12 protein-coding genes and 1 pseudogene are annotated in these 21973 nt (G+C 42.1%); 12 read left to right on the plus strand and 1 reads right to left on the minus strand.

The window, feature by feature from the left end; translation table 11 throughout:
- Nucleotides 1-103 precede the first annotated feature (103 nt).
- The 12 genes and pseudogenes from ACFVRY_RS10325 to ACFVRY_RS10375 all read left to right on the plus strand — a co-directional run bounded on the left by ACFVRY_RS10325 (nt 104) and on the right by ACFVRY_RS10375 (nt 21403).
- Complete coding sequence (locus ACFVRY_RS10325) at nt 104-388, plus strand: hypothetical protein (RefSeq protein ID WP_387499849.1); 285 nt, start codon at nt 104-106, stop codon at nt 386-388.
- 256 nt (nt 389-644) lie between these two features.
- Nucleotides 645-1115 (plus strand): type II toxin-antitoxin system VapC family toxin, encoded by a 471-nt coding sequence (locus ACFVRY_RS10330; RefSeq protein WP_387499851.1) that lies wholly within the window; start codon nt 645-647, stop codon nt 1113-1115.
- A gap of 105 nt (nt 1116-1220) precedes the next feature.
- Nucleotides 1221-3734, plus strand: coding sequence for a hypothetical protein (locus tag ACFVRY_RS10335; RefSeq protein WP_387499853.1), 2514 nt, complete (start codon nt 1221-1223; stop codon nt 3732-3734).
- 1499 nt (nt 3735-5233) lie between these two features.
- Nucleotides 5234-5488 (plus strand): annotated as a pseudogene (locus tag ACFVRY_RS10340) (SMEK domain-containing protein); the annotation flags it as partial.
- Nucleotides 5489-6491: 1003 nt separating this feature from the next.
- Nucleotides 6492-8159, plus strand: a complete 1668-nt coding sequence (locus ACFVRY_RS10345; RefSeq protein WP_387499856.1) for a hypothetical protein — start codon at nt 6492-6494, stop codon at nt 8157-8159.
- 17 nt (nt 8160-8176) lie between these two features.
- On the plus strand, nt 8177-9772 hold the full coding sequence (locus ACFVRY_RS10350; protein ID WP_387499859.1) for a hypothetical protein: 1596 nt from the start codon (nt 8177-8179) through the stop codon (nt 9770-9772).
- On the plus strand, nt 9765-14906 hold the full coding sequence (locus tag ACFVRY_RS10355) for an FtsK/SpoIIIE domain-containing protein (RefSeq protein WP_387499861.1): 5142 nt from the start codon (nt 9765-9767) through the stop codon (nt 14904-14906). Before ACFVRY_RS10350 ends, ACFVRY_RS10355 begins: the two co-directional genes overlap by 8 nt.
- Nucleotides 14903-15775 carry a DUF4007 family protein gene (locus tag ACFVRY_RS10360; RefSeq protein ID WP_387499863.1) on the plus strand — a complete coding sequence of 291 codons (873 nt, stop codon included), beginning with the start codon at nt 14903-14905 and terminating at the stop codon, nt 15773-15775. The genes ACFVRY_RS10355 and ACFVRY_RS10360 overlap by 4 nt, the downstream gene beginning before the upstream one ends.
- Nucleotides 15775-19143 carry a hypothetical protein gene (locus ACFVRY_RS10365; RefSeq protein ID WP_387499865.1) on the plus strand — a complete coding sequence of 1123 codons (3369 nt, stop codon included), beginning with the start codon at nt 15775-15777 and terminating at the stop codon, nt 19141-19143. The genes ACFVRY_RS10360 and ACFVRY_RS10365 overlap by 1 nt, the downstream gene beginning before the upstream one ends.
- Before the next feature lie 2 nt (nt 19144-19145).
- Nucleotides 19146-19943: a phosphoadenosine phosphosulfate reductase domain-containing protein gene (locus ACFVRY_RS10370; RefSeq protein WP_387499867.1), complete on the plus strand. Its 798-nt coding sequence runs from the start codon at nt 19146-19148 to the stop codon at nt 19941-19943.
- An 85-nt stretch (nt 19944-20028) separates the two neighbouring features.
- Nucleotides 20029-20430, plus strand: coding sequence for a hypothetical protein (locus ACFVRY_RS29390; RefSeq protein ID WP_483875147.1), 402 nt, complete (start codon nt 20029-20031; stop codon nt 20428-20430).
- A 22-nt stretch (nt 20431-20452) separates the two neighbouring features.
- On the plus strand, nt 20453-21403 hold the full coding sequence (locus tag ACFVRY_RS10375; RefSeq protein ID WP_387499869.1) for a phosphorothioated DNA-binding restriction endonuclease: 951 nt from the start codon (nt 20453-20455) through the stop codon (nt 21401-21403).
- Nucleotides 21404-21585: 182 nt separating this feature from the next.
- Here the strand turns inward: ACFVRY_RS10375 and ACFVRY_RS10380 are convergent, their stop codons facing one another.
- Nucleotides 21586-21918 (minus strand): helix-turn-helix domain-containing protein, encoded by a 333-nt coding sequence (locus ACFVRY_RS10380; protein WP_387499871.1) that lies wholly within the window; start codon nt 21916-21918, stop codon nt 21586-21588.
- Between the last annotated feature and the right edge of the window lie 55 nt (nt 21919-21973).

The following is a 21973-nucleotide window of genomic DNA, read 5'->3' on the forward strand; positions in this document are numbered from 1 at the left end:
CTTCCATAGTATTTAGTAAAATGATGAGGGATGAAGATCGTATAATCATGGTATAATGAATAAGTGAAAGAACATTTAAATTGAAGGTTTGTGAGGTGGGAACATGAAAGAACTTCAAGATCATTCTTTGTTTTTGCAAGAATTTCGAAAGTTAATTGAAGCAAAGAAGTTTATAAATATGATAATTGATGAAGATGAAAAAGGAATTCTTATACGTTTAGAGGAACAATATGACTCTAACCAAAAAGAGAAGACTGATAAATTATTAAAAGGGTTAGAGAAAGCAGAAGGGTTTTTAAAAAAGTATCCTGAATCGATTAGAAATGAATTTCATGCCATTGCTAAACGTGATGGTGAAGAGGATCGGGAAGACACATTAATTAAGTGATTTTTGCAAGCAGACTTAATATAGACTTATTAATTCGAAAAGATGGGTTCTCTAAGCAGCTCTTTTGTGTTTAGAGAACCCATCTTTTTTGAGAAGGGCTATTGTGAATAATGTTTTTTAAAATAGATATGTTAAATATAGTAGTTCCCATATGAAAAATAGTTACTTATTTTGCATTTATTATAATATGGGTTGACAAGCTGGTGTTTTTCGTAATATCATATGGGTGCAGGAATAAATAATGTATACGTCGTTTATGAGTGATTATAATATATGGGAAGCGAGAGTGGGGTCGTTGGGATGTTACTTGCTTGATACAAATATTTGTATCTACTATTTCGATTCAATGCCACAGGTTGTACGGTTTATGAAAGAAACGTTTCAGCAACCTCGAAATGAGCTGGTTCTTTCTGTTGTCACGGAAGCTGAATTATTGTCACACCCATCAGTTCAGACAGATGAATTATTAAAGGAGATGATTTGTGGATTTATAGAAAGTTCTCATGATGTTGTTGAGGTTAGCCGTAGAATTGCAATATTATCTGGAGATATTCGTTCTCATTTCCACCACAAATATAACAGGAAGATAAAGCTTCCGGATGTATTGATTGCAGCAACCGCTATTACCTTAGGTGCAACTTTAGTAAGCAATAATGATAAGGATTTTTTGGATATAAGTTCAGAGTTTGGTCTTGAGTACCTGAATCCTGTTAGACCTCAAGAATAAATACTTCACGGTACATATCTAAGGTAGGTATATAAATTCCTTCGTGGAATTATATATCTACCTATTGTCTTTTGAAATAGTTCTATGTGGGAGGAGTGATTTAACGTGGCAAATGTTCATATTATTGAGGGAGCAAAAGGACGGTTTATCTCTTTTTATAGTCCTTTCCTAAAAAATAAAAAAGGTCATGCTCGTCAAATAAATAAAGGTATAGGGAAGATTAAAGATCAAAAGGTTATTGATAAAATCGTCTCAGATATAGAGAGCATTCTTTCTAATACGGACTACTTAGAATCGTATGAAGGATATTTGATGGCCAAGAGTAAATTTGAAGAGTTTGCGGTTGATGCTGTATTTGTTAATTCTATATTTGATTCCAAGCATCATTCGGAGGCTATATATAATATACTTGAATCTAGAATTCCACTAAAGGAATCTGAACTAACCTACAAAGATCCAGCCGTTGTATTTATAGGGCTGCCTGGTGGGGGGAAATCGACAACAATTAAGCAAATTATAGGTGCATCAAAATCATCTTTTCCTGCTATAATGCAGTCTAATACAACCGTGGGCTTGTTGGAAATATACGTAAAGCAGGATGTGGAAAGCTTAGATGCTGTAGCAGTATGCTTTTCTAAAGTAGTTCTTGAAGAGTTGCTGAATTCTAATCTGTTGAATGCTGTAAGAATGGTTCTATCACATTTAAATGACAGTGTTAATATTGATGATTTAACCTTCAACGAAGAAATAGTTAACGCCTTATACGTGACGGTGACCCAATCAAGTGACAGAAAGACAAAATTACAGTTTGTCTTAAGTAAAGAGTCATTTGATAGTATTGATTTTTACTGTAGATTATCTAGAATTGCAATTGAGATTTGGGAAAGCTTCAAGTTGAAAGTTAAGAAAGGTGAATATGAAAATTTACCTAAAGTTGACGAAACTTTTTCTCTAAATACTGGAATTTCATTTTTTAATAATTTTGAAGAATATGCTGCTGGGGATACCAACCATGAATTGTTCGAAGAATTAAATAATTTAATATTCGATGTGATGAAGACTAATACTAAGAAGATATTGACAGAGTTGATTCAACTCTCCCTCGATGATTCTAAAGACATAGATTTCAGTATTGAAATTGTAGATAATCAAATAGTGAGAATAGACAATTCTAAAAGTTTTGATCTTGAACAAGCCTTAATAGACATAGATTTTCCAAAGTATATTGTACTTCATTTGAAGTATCGAAATAATAATGCGCCGGATGAAAAACTGAAAAGTTTTTATTTTAGATTAATGGAATATATTTCTTCTGCCAGTGAAACTAAAGTTGGACATACATTATTTCCTTTAATTGAGCGTATTAGAATATCAGGTAATTTCAAACCAAATTGGTATGAATCAATTAATAAAAACTATATATTAATTGATTCAGAAGGATTTGGACATGATATTGCAAATAAAGTTATTTCAAATGAATTAAGAGGTATTCTAAATGAATGTAGTAAAATATCGTTTATTCAGAACGGATCACAGTCTATAAACACTGATGCTAAAGAGATAATTAATGAGCTAATTACAAGTGGTGCAATTTATAAAACGACCTTTTGCTTTAATAGACTTGAACAGTTTGACAATAAGTCCAGTACTCTTTTAGAAAATAAGTTTAATTATATTAAAATGGGAATTAAAAATTTATTGACCGCACTGATTAAAGATGAAGAGAATCAAGAAGATAAGATTGTAACTGGAAATGAATTGATTTATGAGGGAATGATAGTTAAAAATACATTACTATTCGAACACCTAGAGGAGACATTTGAAGGCAAAAAAGGGTTCATTCCTGAAAAATCACTCTCCAAATTTAACTCCTTTAAAGAAAAATATCTTAGGTACTTAAATATTGATAAAGAAATCGCTGATGATTTTAAAAATGCAATGTCGGATCTTTATGTTAGCTTTGATTCAGGGTTTAATACAGTTGCTAATCTTGAAGAGCTAATTCGAGGCTTCACTTTTAATAAAAACAATCCGGCCTCTTATTATGGGAATTTTAATTTTAAACTTAATTATGATGCCGACAATTTTGTTCATACATCAGCAACTATTAATAAAGTATTTCGTGACGAGTTTACTCAACTTATTAAAGAGGGTATATGGCAAACCATAAAAGCATTTAATGAAAGAATTGCCTATGATTATGACTCGCGAGAATGGCGTGAATTTAAACCGGAATCTCATTTGACTGGAATACTTCAAAGGAGGATAGTTGCATTTCTTTTGCATCCGGAAAATTTATTCTCAGAAAAAGACATTAAAGATAGAGGTATGTTTGTTGAATTCATTTCACAAATGACCCAAAATTACTTAGTAAGAGCTTTAAGGCAATTGGCAAAAGATCATATTACCTCTGGAGTACTTAAAGAGAAGTGGCTGCTTGCGGCTAATCAAGGAGGAAATGGTTCAACGTTCATAAGAAAGAATATTATTTTAGAAGCTCTTGATGATTATTTTACAATTGATTATTCATCTGGTAAGAGAGACTTTCTATATAAAGACTTAAGGAGGCACGTTTTTGAAAATACCTATATGAAAACGGTAAAGGTCATATATGAGTAAATGGTGAGTATTTATTCTACGGAGATTTTTGTTTTAAAAAGTATAGGATTAATGTAACTAAAGTGTATTTTATTCAAATCTCCTGTCCGATTTCTGTAGACAAAATGTAGACCAATGCTATAATTCGAAGCAATTGAAGATAATACAACATAACAATTAGAAGACCTAAAGTCCTTATTCTATAGGACATCAAGAGATTCAATAACAAACACTAAATTCTTAAGGTATATTAAAGACGACAGTTCGACTCCCCTCGGCTCCATTTAAAAAAACCGCTTAGGTAGCGGTTTTTTTGCTGTCTATAAAAGTATTTGTGGACCAAATGTCTAGATTGGAGGAAATATATAATCCTTTTGCTATTTATAGTATATAAAAAGACGTATTATTCCTATTATTGTATTATATTGAACAAAAATCGTTTTAAATTTAATTATACAAATATGGACTTAATAGCATTGCTTGGAAGGGTTTTCGACTTGGAAGTGCCAAGTAACGTTGAAGCAATTCATGGGTCTTCCAGATGATCGAAAAGTAAAGGATTTTAGCCCTAAAAAGATTATTTCTTTACATGATGAGTGGGTGTCTTTCGCTAATGTGTATTAAACAAAGATGAAAAAGTATTAACAATCATACATTTCCTGATGTTTGATCTTACGAAAGAAGATAAAGACTGTTGGTGGAGTTCAACAACTGCACTCAAAGGCAAAATAGTTGACGAATATTAGGACATACCCATAGAAGCGAATAACAATATAATAATGTTCCATCACAGCGTGGATACAACAATAATGATGCGGAGGATTTGGAACGAAAAGGGATTAGCAGTACTTTTCGTATTCTTTTGGTAAATTCGAAAAAGCCTTTGACCAACGTAGTATTATTTCTTTGTATAATTTTGAGTCCGTATCAAGATTCCACTCCCCTATCGTTGTGTCGAACGTCAAAAGTGAACGGGCATTAGTTTCAACCATAAAACAAAGAGGGTATAGGCGGTGCGCTGCAAACAAGCATAATTTTGCAGTTCTCGCCAATTCACCAGAAACTTATCTTAGAAGATCAAAGGAGATAACTAATGGTTACTTAAGAGATAAATAAATCGGAGATACTCTTTCTGGGCACATATCAAAGCAAGTGGCAGAAGCTAGCGATCACTCAATCGCATTCATAGAAAACGGGGATTTTTCGGACGTGAGAGCCTTTATTACTGTCGCTGCAATAACTCTGGATATGTGTTGAATACGCTTAATATTGGATAGAAATTTGCTGTGGCTTAATCAGGAATTGTTCAAAAAACTTGAAACGAAAGTAAATAAAAAGTATAGGAGTAATATAAATGAACGATCAAATTGTAACGACAGAGATTATATCACTGTTTTCATTCCTAAAATATCACGTAGAGCTTAATACGAAGAACTCTTTCAATGATGTTGGACTATCTTTAGAAACTTTTTTATGGATTTACTAAATAAAATAGGGGGACAACTGGTTGGAAAAATGCAAATGTAAATACTTTTAACTATCCAGCTATTGATTTATTTAACGATAATACAAATCAAGCGATACAGATAACAACAACAGCAAACAAAAAGAAAATTGGTAAAACTATTCAAGTGTACACTCAACACGAATTGAATTACGACTCTTTGATTATTATTAGATTTATTAGTCATTCGAAATTCAAACAAGATAATGTTATATCTGTTGGAATCGAATACATCACACAACTGATTAAAGGGTGCAGTTTTAGATGTTAAAAAAGAGATTCTAAACTTAATAAGAGAAAGTATACCGGTTCAATTACTCGTACCTTATAGCGATTCTAATTGTTTCAAAATAGTATTTAATGTTTTAAACCGAGCGCAATTAGAGATGACATGTATTCAGAAGGTAGTTATGAATACATGGTTAGAGGACTTAAAGATGTTAAATCCTTAATTGCAAGTGGTCAAATTAAGAATACAGATAATAGAACAAAGCCTTTATCATGTTATTCTGAGCCATTACAAATTCGAAAATTATTCAAATGTGCAATAAAGCAAATAAAAATGAGATAGTTTATCTTGATTGGGGGAGCAAGTGTAAAATTGATCAGCTGAAAAAAGAAATAATAGAATGTGCAAATGCTATTAGTAAGACACAAAATATTGAAAAGGAAATAATTAAGTAGAAGAAATTGACCTCATGGTGCCAATCGTCAGTTCAGTGAGGGTTGCTGAATGGAATTGACTTTTTGAAATTATACATTGAACAAATGGTTCGTTGTGTAGTTCTTTCACTGATTTAGACATGGAAGCCAAATTTATTAGAAGCCTGGTTCAATATCGATAAGAATAGGGCAGCGCCTTATGCCACCTCCCCAAATAACCTAATCATCGCCTTACGGCGAATTGTGGATTTGCACAGTCAGGGCTCGGTTCAATATGTAGTATCAGTGAAGACACCTTTCAGGGTGTCTTTTTTCATATTTTTAGAAAATAATCGGGGTATGTCGTGGTTGAAAGCCCTTGATAACACTAGGTTCATAAGCAGTGCTGGCCATGAATAACTCGAGTCTCTCTACTGAGGTTTATTCTCTGCTAATTGAATCACTATGAGTATAAAATATGCTGGGCAATGAAAAATGATTTTTTTGCACATGATATAAACCTATAAGTTTAATTGAACCTATGTGTCAAAAAGTGTATGATTAGGAAGAATACTAGATGCGACTATAGGATTAATGAAACAGGACTTTAGTAGCGAAACGGGAGGGCCCCGATGAATTCATTCGTTCGGTATTTGGATCAATTTAATGTTCTGTCTCCTAACCACGCCAAAATCTATGATGAGTATACAGGGCAAGGGGATAGTCACCACTTCTCGATTGAAACGAAGATCGAGCGTTTTTTACTGTCATGTTTTTCAAAGACGCCATGTAGCGTCATCATGACTGGCAATGCTGGCGATGGGAAAACACGATTATGCCGTGCGGTTTACGAATCATTAACTAATAATAGACTGATGCAGTGGCCAAACAGTGGCATTCTGGAGGTGCCTTTGCACGGCGGTACGGTTGTCATTGTTAAGGACTTATCAGAGCTGAAGGAATCCGACATTTTTGAAGTGCTGCACTTATTACAAATGTTTATCCGGGGTGGCCATAAGGAGAAGCGTTATTATCTGATCGCTGCTAATGAGGGCAAGCTGACCAAGTTTCTGTCTATGCACCCCGAGTTGGGTGAGTTAGCAGACATGGTCAAGGAACGTTTTTGGGACCATAGTAACAACGATTCACAGCTTCACCTTGTCAATTTGCAGGATGTAACGTCTTCGATCTACGCTGAACGGATTATGGAGGAGTGGAATAAAGAGGAATATTGGGCAGAATGCAGTTCATGTGACAAGGTTAACAACTGCATTATTTCGCTAAACCACCGTCGAATGGCCCGGCAGCAAGTAAGGAATAGGCTTGCCGAGCAATACAGACTGTTGGATTGTCTTGGCACTCATCTCACGATGCGGGAAATGTTGATTCATATAAGTTATACGTTAACAGGCGGGCTAACCTGCTCTGATGTCAAGCGTGCAGGTTATCAGGACATTGAAGAACATGCCAAACGAGCCTATTATAACAACTTCTACGGTATTGGGATGCCGGGACTCGAATCTGTAGAACAAGGCGCAGTCCGGTATTTTGGGGAATTGGACCCCGGCCAAATGTCCGTATCGTTCATTGACGATTACTTGCTTCACGGCGACATAAGTGGAGAAGATAGCATAGCACAAAGTCATGCTCGTTTGTTCAATGAAGAACTGGATCTGCTGTTTGGCTATTATCGCAAGCGAATTGAGGCGTATCGTAGTCAAGGAGGCGGTGAGGAGAGCGATATCACGCAATTGATGAGCGGATTCCGCAGAAAATACTTTTTTGAGACGGAAGAAGAAGGTGAGATGCAACGTAAGTTGATTCCTTATGTTCATTTCTATACCTTTATGGAAAGTTTAGAGAGTCGTCAAAAACAGGCTCAATTTCGGCGGGACTTGATTCGTGGTTTGAACTATGCCTTTACGAGAAAGTTGGTTGACGGTGCAGAGACACAGTTGTTTGCTGTGAATGACAATCTGCTCGTGCATCAGGCCTATTCCACGGGACAGGTTACACTTGCTGCAGATGACTCTCGCGAGGATATAGATCATTTGCCATCGCGTTTGCTGCTGACCATCAATCATGAGGTCAAATTAGAGATGAAGCTGCCGGTCTTTGAATATTTGATGAGATTAGCTAATGGCGGCTTGAACTGCACGTTAAAGCAAGAGGTTGATATTTTGCTTAGTACCTTCCGTAACGATCTCATCAGCCATAGCGAGTTGGATGAGTTCCTGCTAGTGGTGTTTGCCCTCGATCCGAGTAAGGGTGTATACGTGCGACGTGAAATCAATATATAGAGCTGGGGGGCTGTGAGATGACATTAGTTGAGGAAAAGGACAGGCTGGATGACTTCACTTCTCAGCTGTCGGCGCATATATGGGGGCATCGCTTCAAGGATGGTCAGCGCGGTCCCGAGTATGTACTGGAATTTTTGAATGTGCTGAGTGGGACCGAGTATTCTTTTGCAAGTGACTGTTATTATCGTCGCCGTTCCATAGGACTGCGCGAGTTTATTTTTGAAGGCGTGAAGGAAGGTAGAGGAGCAGGCAGTACCCTTGTACTGAACGAAGCAAAAAAGGAGAAGTTAGTACAGGCAGTTCAGGAAAACAATGTGTCTGTACTGAAGCAGTTTCTGAGAAATCTAGAGATCGTACTTTATGATACGGATGGCAAAGAGGCTGACCGGTCTTGGTTTGCGCGATCACTATATCCGCTTCATGAATCACTGCTTTATGTTGAACTTCGTAAAAAGAATGGAAGCTATGGCATAGAGCGCAACTTTTTTGCGCGTGGCGGAGAGCTGTACTTTCTTATGTTAGGACACGGTACAGAGCATCATGAAGACCGGCGTGTGTTTATCGAACAGAGATTTCAGCAGCTACTTACACGAAATAAGATTATAGAGAAGGTAGTCGGTAAAATATCTGCTGTATTTGATGATTCAGAGTCTGCTACAGATCGGATTGTGGCACAACTCCGTGCCGATGGCCGGGATGCCCGCACGCCCATACTGCCGAATCAGGCGGAAATTGAGAATAGAGAGCTATTCGAACAATTCGGGGCAGAGATGGAAAGTCTGCTGTTATTAGACATGGACGTTTACGAGATGTTTCATTTGCTCACATCGCTGGTCTGCTTTCAACTGGCCCGTTACATGCATGCTCGTTCTCAATCTGATATGAAGCCTTTGACCTATTTCTTTGATTGTATGGATGGAACCAATATGCATATCTATCGTCAAGCAGCGAAGAGCCTTGAGCAACATGAAGCGATGCTGAAGGAGCGATATTTGGTTGAGTTTGAAAGGAAATCGAGTGAGGCATTAGGGAATAGCGATCAAATTGAGGAATTACTGCCTAAATGGAAGGAAAATCCTGATCTGTTCTACAGCATTATGGGGTTAACCAAATTGCGTGGTCGTAAAGAGGCGATTACGCGGATTTTGTCGAGATGCAAAACCGCGGCTGATGTTCAAACTACGCTCAAGAGCAGCGTTCGTGAGGTAGTCACCTCTCAGCTCGATCAGATACAAGTTACGAGGGTCATTGCCAGGGATGGAGGTTTTGCTACTTATCGCCGAGGTTCAGCATCCAATTACAGGTATACTATCTCGGATAGTTTTCTGCAAATGTTGGTTTTCACGACTATACGGCCGGGAGACAAGATGGAGTTCCACCTGTTTCTGAGTCGCTTATGTACGGATCACGGCATTGTTATTGGCGAGCAGCAAGCTAAAGAAACAGGAATTTATGAAAAATCGGGTTTTAATGTTCGCTACTTTCAAGATAACGAGCGTGCGTTACGAAAGAAACTCAGGCATAATGGTCTACTAATTGAATTTTCCGACGCAACAGCGATGATTCAAAACCCGTATGACTGTTGTAAGCAGGAGGTGGGGACGGATGTTTAATACCACAGGTATGCTGCTCGGAACTTGGATCGTAGAAATAGTGCTTAGCCACTTTGAAACCCAGAAGCTGTCAGGCGGGGATAAGTTGTTTGCGCGTGTCGCCGGTATGGATGAGAATGCTTGGACCGATGTACTAGAGGCTTTTCGTGAGGCGGAGTCACGTTTGACGGTGTATTACCGTCCGATCCTACGGACATTATCCATTGTAGAAGGATATAAGGAGTATGAGTGTCAGGAACATGAGACGAGTACCTGGCTTCGCAATAATAACCCTCAAGGAAGCGCACTGGTCATCTTCATGAACAATCGCGCATCTGAAGCGCAGAGTCTTGAGAATATATTTACTATAGACGAGGCCCGTCTGCTTGATAGCGAAGGACTGGAAGTGTTGTATCGACTGCTTGCAAATCGCTACCGCCTGTATGGCACTGAAATGGAGTCGCTCAAAGCGTTTATGTTGATGTATACAGATCTGGCTGAACCGCAGCTTCGCAATGTGCTTGCTTTTTTGATTGCCGTTATGGAGGATACATCCTTAACCATGATCGATAGCATTCAGCGCAATCTCGACAAACTGCTGCTGTTTCGTGATAAAAAACTATCCTTTAAGCCAATGGAGGGCAAAGCAAGGTTAAAGCGCAATTATCAGCTTTCGCGGTTAGAGCGGGAGGGTCGTGCGGTCAACAAGGAAGATTTTGTCGATAATTTGTATTCTTATATAGAACGGGCGGCGGATGAACAAGAAGTAAACGAGTTGTGGGAGCAGGTAGAACCTGATCGGTTCCGTCAGCAAGCGCTTGACTTCATTCATAACGGATCACTTGAGTTGCTTCAATATGATTTTGATACCATTGCTGCGGCCCTGCATTTCAGACCAGGTAGGAAAAAGTGGAACGAGAAGATCAATGACTTCAAGACGCATATTGCTACCACACAAACGCTTAATGAACAACAAGAGATGCTTATTCGAGATACGCTTGAGGCTATTGAGGTCTCTCCTGATCCGGATATGATTCAAGCTTTTGTAGATGAGTTTGTCATTGAACTACAGGATAATCAAAAGCTGCGTAAGGAGCTTGAGAGAACGATAGTTCGTCAGCGGCAGCATGCAGAATATACAGAGCTGACGGATGCACTGATCCGCGAAAGTGTTTTGCTGTTCGAAGGATTTGAAGGTGAAAGCCTAACGGGAGTCAGCCTAATGCTTCGAATATATGAGGCAAGTGTTAGCGAGCAGCAAGCTGCTGCGCTGCGCTTTCATTTGAATGGAATAGAGAAATTAACGGGATTTGTAACCTTCAAGGCTGATGAGTGGCCAGAGCCAAGTAGCAAACCGAAGAACGAAGTGACTTTACAGCTAGTCATGTGTATGAACGGACAAGAACTGGCCAGCAGCAAATTTAAGCTTGTTAATGCGTTCGACGGCGAGCTAGGAGCAATGCTCGAAAGCCTTGTGTCAGAGAGGCGAATTCCGTATTTTCAGCGATTTGCAGGAGATGATATGCGGACAGAAGACATCCTCGGGAAAATCAAGTCCAACGCTGAGGCTTATGCTATGCAGGGGCAACTTGACGTAGCGGAGGCGGCAGAGTCGTTCTGCGAACTATTGGAAGGATTTCGTACTGAGCTTGAAGTAGCAGTTGATGAAGGTCTGAGCACCATCGATTTCGCTCGTTTGGAGAATGTGCTCGAACAACAGCTGCGGAACGCCGGACAATCTCCTCTAATCGTCAATCATGTCTATCGGTATATGAGCCTTCTGGGTACTTGTGACAGCTATAACTGTAGAGCTGGAGATCGTGTTGGCTGCGCGCAGGAAAGAGTTGTGACGCTACTCAATCCGATTCGTCTGTTAGGCTACTCGAAGCGGCTTGTCAATGTACGCGATGTGCTCAGTAAGTGGTTGGGACAAGATAGTGGTATTGTTGAGGATTTGAGCGATATGGATACGTATTTCCGACAACAGCAGGAGAAAACTTCTAAGCTTGCGCCACACTATTTTGCTAATTACGGGGAGACGGATCAATTCTTAATTGAACGGCAGGAACGTATGGGGGAAGGAGTTTTTACCCCCAATGGGCGAAGCAGCGGAGAAGCGCATCTGGTCGGCACGTTTGGCGATGAATTTCTGCCAACGGTTAAGACTTACCTCGAGGTTTATCCTTATGCGAAAGATTGCCTAGATCTTATTTTTCTATATTGTACACACAGTGATTATGTTAAACGAGCTATTGATATCATTTTTCGTTCCACGAATGTCCGAAAGGTCAAGGCTATTATACACAGCGAAACCCGTGGTGCAGCTATCTACGAGGAGCTTAATATCTGGATGACCCAGGAGGAACGCTATTCGGAGAAGTATTATGCATTTCCCAAGGTTGAGATTAGCGTAATTGCTGAGAACTTGGTCAACAAACTGATGCACACGCTTGATCAAACGCTTTTGGATGCAGACATCGGCATATTGGTGAATTACTTTGGTCAATCACCGAGTGTACAATACAAGCTGGAGAAGGTCGCTGTACACGATTCTGAAAACTGGTTTCACACTATTTATCGGGAGCCGCTCTACCGAAGAGACAATATTAAGAGGGTTAATCTAATCAGTGACAGACTGCCGAAGCTAATGCAGCATTTTTACCGAATGCAGTACATACTGAACAACGGCGGCATGTTGGTTGATGATGAACACTACTTGCTGCGAAATGTAGTTGCGCTTAATCGTCAAGCAGACACGGAGATGCTTGATTATATGCATCAAAAGTTCAATTGGTCGTTTATTATCGATCGTCATCTTGACAAATCTTTGCTTAATTATGTGTCTCCTCAAGCGCAGATTATTAAGTACAAATCTAACGCGGGTAAGAATAAAGGGCTGCGGACACTTATTTCGTCTTCCAAATATATTCGAAGATTAGTTAATGAGCAGAAGGATCATGAATATTTTGATCGACTTTACCAGAAGTTTGCAGGATTGCTCAAGAACGATCAGTTAGATCGTTCCTTGGTTCATCGTGCTATCGAACGAGTTAAAGCAATATCAGGCGGTATCGTATTGAGGGCTATCGGTCCAGGTAAATTCGCCCATGAACTGCTGGCGATCTATCTGTCCACCGAGGCCAGAGCATCAGAGGATGACGAGCTTGTGGTTTGGGCGGTATGTGACGAGTTACCTTGGTTCAGTGAGGCAGGACGCAGACCGGATCTTGTCCGCACGTCCGTACGTCGTGCAGGTGAGAAACTGGAACTTCGTTTCGAACTGGTGGAATTGAAGTTTATTGCCCATACGATATTTGAGAAAGAGCGTTATGATGCAATTAAGCAGGTGCAGGCTGGATTGGACCTATACCGCAATCGTTTCGACTTCTCGCGCAACCCCGCTAGTGCAGAGCTTTGGCGAAAAGAGTTGTTATACTATCTGCTGGAGTACAATGCCTACGAGTTGGGCGAAGGACAACTATTGAAGGATCTACAGAGCATCCCCATTGATCAAATTGAGCTTTCCTTCACTGGTTCAATCGACACGTTTGTATATACTTCAAATTTACTTGAGTTAAGCACTATGGAAGGACACACGGGCGGTTACCAGACGGAGTTGCTGCATCAGGAATTCGTTAACCACATTTATAATCGTTCTTATATTTTAAAGGCTCTAGGAGTACCACAAGAGTTGGAATTACCAAGCTTTGAAGAACCTCAGGGGATGATAGAGTATGTGTCCTTCAAGTTAGGTTTGGAACCAGAGGGACGGCTGAGCAACATGGATTTGTCATCGAGCGCAACTGGACATCACGACATGTCGCCAGGGGTGGTGAACAGTGAGGAAGTTGCTGATGAATCTGATAGTTTTTATGAGAGCAAGGTAGCAGCGTTATCACATGCAGCCGAGAATAGAACAGCGTATGACGATAAGGAGGCTGACGTCTCCAGTCTTCAGCTCATTGCGGCTTCACTAGAAGATTCAGATATACCTGTTCTTCGTTTTCCAGAAGAGGTGGCTTTGTATGGGCTGAAGAAGCACAAAGAGCCTACGGCTGAAGATGTGGATTCATTAGTGGAGGAGTACCAGAAGAAGCTTCGCTACAGCTTTAACTTGATTGGCATTCATATTCGTCTCGTGGATTCGTTTGTGGGTGTCAGTGTTATTCGACTTGTGGTGGAGATTCCACTGGATAAAACATTCCGCAGTATTGAAAGCCGTGCCGAAGATATTTACCTTTGGTTGAAGTTATCTGCTATCCCGCTAATTGCGCTTCGCAATGGTCGTATCAATATTGATATTAATCGTGAAGCGCCGGAAACGGTTTATTTTGAGCGCTTTATGGAACAAGTCAGAGAGCAGTTTCCGTCCTCCAGATTGAAGGGTAAACTCGTTACGCCTATTGGGTTAGGGCAGCTGCGTGAACTGATTACGATGGATTTCTCCAGTTCGAACACCCCGCATTTGTTGATCGGTGGTACGACGGGCAGCGGTAAAAGTGTAACGATGAATGCCATCATTTTGGGATTGATGTGCTTGTATGTCCCAGAAGAAGTACAGTTTATTTTTGTTGATCCGAAAAAGGTGGAGTTCATGCCGTATGTAGGGCTGTCTCACACACGCCAGGTGATTACCGAAATTGAGGAGGCGATCATGGCGTTGGAGCAACTAGTGGAGGAGATGGAGCAACGTTATCGAACTTTCGCAGAGGAAGGTGTATCAAGTATCGACGAGTATGTGGAATTGACAAGTGGCATTATGCCACGGCTCGTCGTAGTTTTTGATGAATTCGCCGATTTCATGGAACGAGAGAAGTCCCTAAGTGGCCGCGTAGAAAGTGCCATACTTAGGTTGGGTTCCAAGGCCCGTGCTGCTGGTATCCATCTGCTCATCTGTACACAAAATCCGAAAGCTGATATCGTACCGACCAATATTCGCAATAATTTGCCTGCTCGGCTTGCGCTTAAGGCAGCGGATCATCATGCTTCCAAAATCATCATTAATGAGGAAGGAGCGGAGACGCTAGGCGGCAAAGGTGACTTCCTGACGAAGCTGAATGCATCGGAAACGTTAAGAGGAAAAAGTCCATTTCTGACGCCAGCAGTGAAGCGAGCATTACTGTTATATTTTCGAAAATCTGGAGGACAGACATGAAATACGGACATCATCAGAGCTTTTATCTTCGGGTAAACTGGTTGGCTAAAGCGTTCAAGATGTGTGATGAAGACCCGAAGTTCTTCTACAGCGAGTTCGGCTTCGAGCGGATCGGTTTGGGTAGAAATATGGTCAAGGCACTACGATATTGGGTCGTGGCGACAACGATCATGCGGGAAGCCAAAGATAAGGAGATCGGGTCGATACATGAACTGACTCCGTTTGGGGAAATAGTCAAGGGTTACGATCGCTTCATCCGGCTTCCGCTTACGTCGACTGCCCTGCATTGTCTGCTGGCGTCCAATCGAGAGCAAGCGACAACCTGGTATTGGTACTTTAACGAATATGGTTATCGTTCAAGCCCCAATGAAGACTTACTCCACGCTCTGGACGAGTGGGTGAAGCAGCATCATCGCGCGGTATCCTTAAATACGTTAAAACGAGATCTGGATTGTCTCAAGCTGATGTATACGGCTCAGGCCAGAGTCGAGGATGATCCTGAAGAGGTTGTTGCGAGTCCGTTGTCCGCCTTACATTTGCTTCACGATACTCGGGAGCAATTTGTGAAACGCAGCCCTGAGCTGACGGAGCTGGATCTAGATGGCCTTTATTTTAACTTGCTACATTATTGTGAGGGACATCAGGTCAATAGTGTGACGCTTGAGGAATTCCTCGTCAAACCAGGACTTTGGGGGAAATTATTCCATCTCTCTTCCAATCAAATATTGGAGGTGCTCGAACGGCTGCAGGAGCTGCCCTTTTATCCTGTTCGCTTCGTGCGTACCAATCAGCTCTACAGCTTAAGTATCGAAACAGAGGATGCGTATGGCTTTCTGTGCAAAGCGTATGCACGGAAGGCGGCTAATTAATGCAAGGATTTCGCGCAAGCATCAATTTACAATTTGATATCTATGACGAAGCACTCTTGGATCGTTATGTGCTGACTGCCTCACACGCTGAGGTGATACTCGGCATTATGGAAGGAGTGACGCATGAAGGGGCCCATGCCCATTTGTTAATCGGCCCCTATGGAACAGGCAAGTCTATACTTGCCACGATCTTGTGTCAGTATCTCTCGAAGTCGTTCGAAAACGACTGGGGCACATCTTTAATGGGGCAAGCGAAGCAACTCGATAGCAGACTTGCGGAGCGTATGAGTGAGGCGCGTAAAACGTCGATAACTTACCTTCCCGTCATCATCAACGGCAGAACAGGGAGTTTACGCAGCATCGTGAATTTTGCGATTCATAGGACACTGCTTGAAAGAGGCATCGACATCAAGACACCAAACGAGGCCCAGAGCGTGTTAAACACCGTGGATCGTTGGAAACGGGATTATCCAGACACGTATACAACGTTCCTCGCATACTTGCAAAGCCGCAGTTGGAGCGAATCGGAGTGGAGTGGTCTGATTAACCATTATGATGAAGAGGTGCTTCGCGACTTTATTGATTTTTATCCTACGGTAACAGCCGGTACACCGTGGTCGATGGATCATGAAGCTGTTTTTCTCGAAAATTTGGAGCAGGTTACCCAGAAACTGAGGGAGTATGGATTTGGATTGTTTGTTGTCTATGATGAGTTCGGTCGTTTCCTACAGTCACTTGACGGTTCTGATGCCATAACCAATATGAGAGATTTGCAGGATTTTGCTGAATTCGTCAGTCATGTGGACAATGTACAACTATTGGTTATTGGTCATAAACATATTCGCCAATATGCGGCTAGCGAGCGAGAGAGCATCCGGGGCGAATTCGAGAAGGTGGAGAAAAGATTCCGATTCTATAGCCTGGAGACTGACGCGGCAACCTTCCTGCGTATTGCACAAGAAGCGATTGCGCCGATCAATCGGCAGCAACTGAAGCTTGATGCTATACAGCATTTGCCGGATCAGGCGTCGAGATTCCCACTTTTTGCGGAGTTGACGAACTATCAGTTGGAGCAGGGTGTTATCCGAATGCTGTATCCGCTGCATCCTGTGACCGTCATGCTGTTACCACAACTTTCGAATATTTTTGGACAAAATGAAAGGACCTTGTACTCCTTTTTGACTGATAACGCACGCTATAGTTTGATCGATCATGTACATCATTCTGATGATTTTTATTATGCAGATCAACTGTTCAATTTCTTCCAGGTGGAATCGGTTGATGACGCTGAACAGCCCAGTCTGCAGCTGTATCATACGATAGCTCCGTATATAACAGGGCAGCAGCCACTACAACGTAGGATCGTCGAATTCCTAACCCTATGGGCGGTGGGGCGGATGGCGCAGAGGCAACCAGCTACACTGCTGTTCATGTCTTTTGCCCTTGGTATGTCTGAAGAGTCGATACGTTCCAATCTGGATGAACTAATGCGTTCTAAGTTAGTACGTTACAATGCTATCCGTGATATGTGGGAGTTATATGATGGTAGCTCTATCGATATTCATGAGGTTGTAGCTTCCCGGATGACGACAACCACGCTTCAAGATAGAGAAAGTCTGGCAATACTGAAGCGCCACCTACCGCTTACATACGTGATGCCTTTTGAATATAATGATGAAGTCGACATGCTGCGTTATGCGGATGTGACCTTTATAACCATAAGTGAATTAAAGAAAGCGGCGGATATAGAGGATTTTGCGGCCGATGATCGCATATGGTTGGTGCTTTATAAGGATGCTGAAGATGTAGAAGACCCTGCTGCTGTTATGCGGGAGTTGGATGCTCCGTATCTTATCGGCTTTCCAAGCTTTACGGCGGAGAGCATCCGTCCGTCTCTAGTACACTATAAAATTCTTGAGGGATTATTGCACGATCCAGCGTTTCTGGCGCAAGATGTTCGAGTGAAAAGTGAACTGTTATATATGCTGCATGAGACAGGACTTCGAATCAAGGCTTTCACGGAGCGGTACTTTGCTTTTGAAGAGATGGAGTGGCAGAGTGGTGACGAGAGAAAGCAGATTAGGGATCTTAGAGGACTTGAAGCGACAGTTACCGAGAGATTACGTTGGACCTATCGGAGCACTCCAATTATTCGTAATGAGTCATTTAACCGGAATCGTATATCTGCCATTCAGCGGCGCGCATTGATTGACGTAGTGGATCGTATAATTAGAGAGCCAGAGGAGGTAAACCTCGGAATATCTGGATACGGACCTAATTATTTGATCTATGCTAGCACGCTCAAAAATAATGGATATAGCTATAACGCGGCAGAAGGCGACGTCGCATGTAACGAAAGACTGACTGCTGTGCGGAACCAATTGCTTCGGCGTCTGGAGCGGTCGCCTGTCGGCAGGCTATCCGATCTCATTCGGATGATGGAGGAGCCTCCTTATGGCATCCGAACGGCTGTTGTACCGCTTCTCTTCGTAGCCCTGCTTCGCGATCACTGGCATCAGCTGTTTTTCTACGCGCATGATATGCTTACAACTCATTTAAGCGGAACCTCCCTATTGGAAATAGTAGAGATGGCCGATGAATATGAGTACCGTTATTATGAATGGACTCCGGAAGAGCAGGAGTGGTTGGCTCAGCTGGGTCACATTTTCGATCTTCAAGAAGAGGCGCGAGTTAGCTTCGTACACTCTTCGGAGGCGCTGTTAAAGTGGCTGCGGTCGCTTCCAAAATATGCTCAAATCAGTAATAGTCATACCTCTTCAGCTAGAGCGGTTCGCGATCACATTCGAGCATCGGAGAGTGATCCATACCTCCATATGAGACTGCTTGCCAGTGATGAAGCTGAGCTATCAGCTGCCCGTGCGGAGCTGGAATCATTTATGGATCGCAATGCCAGAGAACTGGAACAGGGGGTACTGGAAATCACGGGACTGCTGTCGCTGTCTCAACTTCTTCAGAACTTGCCTGGTCTTCGTAGAGAAGCGATTGGTAGAAACAGCAAGCTACTCACTTTCGATCCAGGTAAGACTACCGGTACTGCGCTGATAGATTTGCTTGCAGAGCATCTAGTGGGTGTGCCGCGTACGGAGTGGTCTGACGCTACGCATGATTTGTTTTTAAATCAAGTAAAATACGAGTGGCAGTTGTTGTATATTCAGAATGAAGCAGCAGCAACCTCAGTATTTACTAGCCATGTTCCAATGGAGTTGTCTAAAAAGTCGCTTACGCTCTATGCCAACGTCAAGAACATGTTGAAATATGCGGGTAAAGATATTGCACCCCAGGAAATTGAGGGAATATTGCTTAAGCTTCTTCAAGAGCTGAATGAAACCCCTAGGAGAGGAGAATAGTTATGACAAGGAAGCCGGTTCATGTTGCCATGTACAGTGGAGGAGCTTCCTCTGCTTATGTGGCTTATCATATGGTTCAGACCTATGGTCGTGAGAATTGTCTTCTTTTTTTCACCAATACGCTATGGGAGCACGAAGATAACTATCGCTTCATGCATGAGGTAGCTGATTATTTGGGCATGGAAATTACTTACCGGACTGATGGCAGAACACCAGAGCAGGTGTTTTACGATTATAGATTTATGGGAAACTCGCGATTGGCCAAATGCTCAGAGGAACTGAAGGTGAGACAGACCGTCATCTTCCTAGAGGAACTCAGAAGCGAGCAGGGGCTTGAACCAATTCTTTATTTCGGTATTGGTAGACATGAGCAGCATCGTGCTGAAAATTTGAAGGATTTTTATGCCCATGTGCCGATCGAGCCTGTGGAAACTAGATTCCCACTCATCTCAACATTCCGGGAGGAGGTGGATGCCAAACGAATCATTGAAGAGAAGTGGGGCATTCGGCTGCCTGTCATGTACGAGCTCGGGTTCTCGCATGCTAACTGCGGCGGTAGATGTGTCAGGGGCGGTTTTCAACATTATGCCCATTTGTATCGGATATGGCCGGATGTGTATCGGGAACAGGAGGAGATGGAAGAGGAGTTCCGGCGTCACTTCGACAAGAATGTATCCATTCTGAAGCGTGATGGAGGTCCGTACACCTTGCGTGAATACCGTGAAACCTTGGAGAGGGAAGGCGTGCAGAACTATTTGCTTCAAGAGGACGACACTGTTCCTTGTGTTTGTACGATATAGTGCCCAAATTTTAGAATAACCTGGTTTTAAAATCGTAAACGCTTCGCATAATGATTAGTAATATCAAAAGATAGGACTGAAAATTATGCGAAGTGAAGCGGATTTTTTACATTTGGATAACGGTCAACAAGTGATGATTGCATTTCATCTGCATAAGAAGTGCTTCTCAGTTCGCCATGTCACAACACGCAGAGTATTGGGATATACGGAACGAATTGTCGTTCGGAACGTCTGTTTTCCCGTTTCCGCTTCAGGGCGTTTGCGTGTATTACGAGAAAGAAAAAAGAACGTGCATGCATTCGTACATGGTGAATACGATGAGAATTTGCAAAGTATTGACGGAAGGGAATTTAGGGAGGCCTATTATAATCCCTATCAATTTTCTGCGTTCGTAGATCGAGAAACTTTCGGAGCGATCGGAGCAGCTGACATTGTCTTATGCGAGCAAGGGAAGGTATATTACTGGCGTGTTGGCATGGATAGATAGAGGGGGCTAATAACTTGAACCTATGGGTTCAAGTTATTTTTTTGGTTATGTAACTGTATGGATATGTCTGGTATATTTGCATTGGGTGGTAGCGGTGCAATTAACAGAACAAGAGCTGAAAGAGCGCATAAACAATCTGACCATATGGAGGAAGAAAGAGCAGCGAGCGCCGCATAAGCCGCTGCTGCTTCTACTTGCTTTATCTAGGCTGCAGGCAGGAGAGAAGCGTCTGACTTACGAAGAGACGCGCATCCAGTTAAAAGAGTTACTGATAGAATTCGGACCAAGGCGACGGCGTTATTGTCCGGAGGAGCCCTTTGTGAGACTGACGACAGATGGACTATGGGCACTGAACAAACCCGTGAGCAAAAAACAAATCCAAGAGAAGCTTCTACTCGAGCAGCACATTACGGGAGGATTTGAACCGGAGGTTCTTGTCTTACTTGAGAAGCGCCCCGCTTTGCGACAGGAAGTTGCCGAGCAATTGCTGCATGCTCATTTTCCGGAGACGATGCACCCTGATATATTGGAGGCGGTTGGCTTCGAGCTGGAGCCTACGCCTCGGAAAAAACGCGATCCGCAATTCCGTAATCGGATTTTGACGGCTTATGAATACAGCTGTGCTGTTTGTGGCTTCAATGTCAGATTGGGTAGCCAATTGGTTGCAATCGACGCCGCTCATATTCAGTGGCATCAGGCGGGGGGGCCGGATCAAGAGGAAAATGGTATCGCTTTATGTACATTGCATCATAAGTTGTTTGATCGCGGCGTATTTACGATTACAAATGATCGCAGACTGCTTGTCGCTGAGGAGGCGCATGGCACGAGGGGCTTAGAGGAATGGCTGATGCGTTATCACGGGACGGAAATCCGTAGTCCAATCAGCCCTTTGTATCGGCCCAAGCTGGTCTTTCTGGAGTGGCATGTTCGTGAGGTGTTCAAGGGGCCGGCCAGATATATTTACGGGCAATAATCTATTATGTTAAAACGATGCTTACTGTTGTACCTTATGAAACTAGAAATTTAAGAGGCAGTGTAAAGGGAATTTCTTCAAGGTGATGCGTCAGCAAAAGACAATATCGCTATACAAAAACAACCGTCACTATTAACGAAGCCGGTTGTTTTTGTTGCACACCCTATGGTCTATCTACAATGCTACTTTTCCGGAAAGTCGATAATTGGCTTGATAATTTGGGCTATCAACCTAATTTTCTCCGGGGAGCAGCCTTCCAACATGGCCATGATCTCATTGCGCAAATAATCATCCGAAGCGTTGTTGGAGCCTCGTAACATGTATTCGGGCGATTCTTCCAAAACGCGGCATAGATCGGATAGTCGGTCTAGGCTTATTGGTGTTTTCCCGCGTTCGATTTTACTGATATAGGCATTTGAAACGTCCAGTTTCTCAGCTAGGTTCTCCTGGGTCATTCCTTTTTTTTCGCGTGCGGACTTAATCCGGCGCCCAATGATTCCATAATCGTAGCTCAAGTTTATCACCCACTCTGAATATAGCAAGCCATTGTCCCGGAATACATGTACGTCA

It is taken from the genome of Paenibacillus sp. NPDC057934 (assembly GCF_042887565.1).
Classification (GTDB): domain Bacteria; phylum Bacillota; class Bacilli; order Paenibacillales; family Paenibacillaceae; genus Paenibacillus_AQ.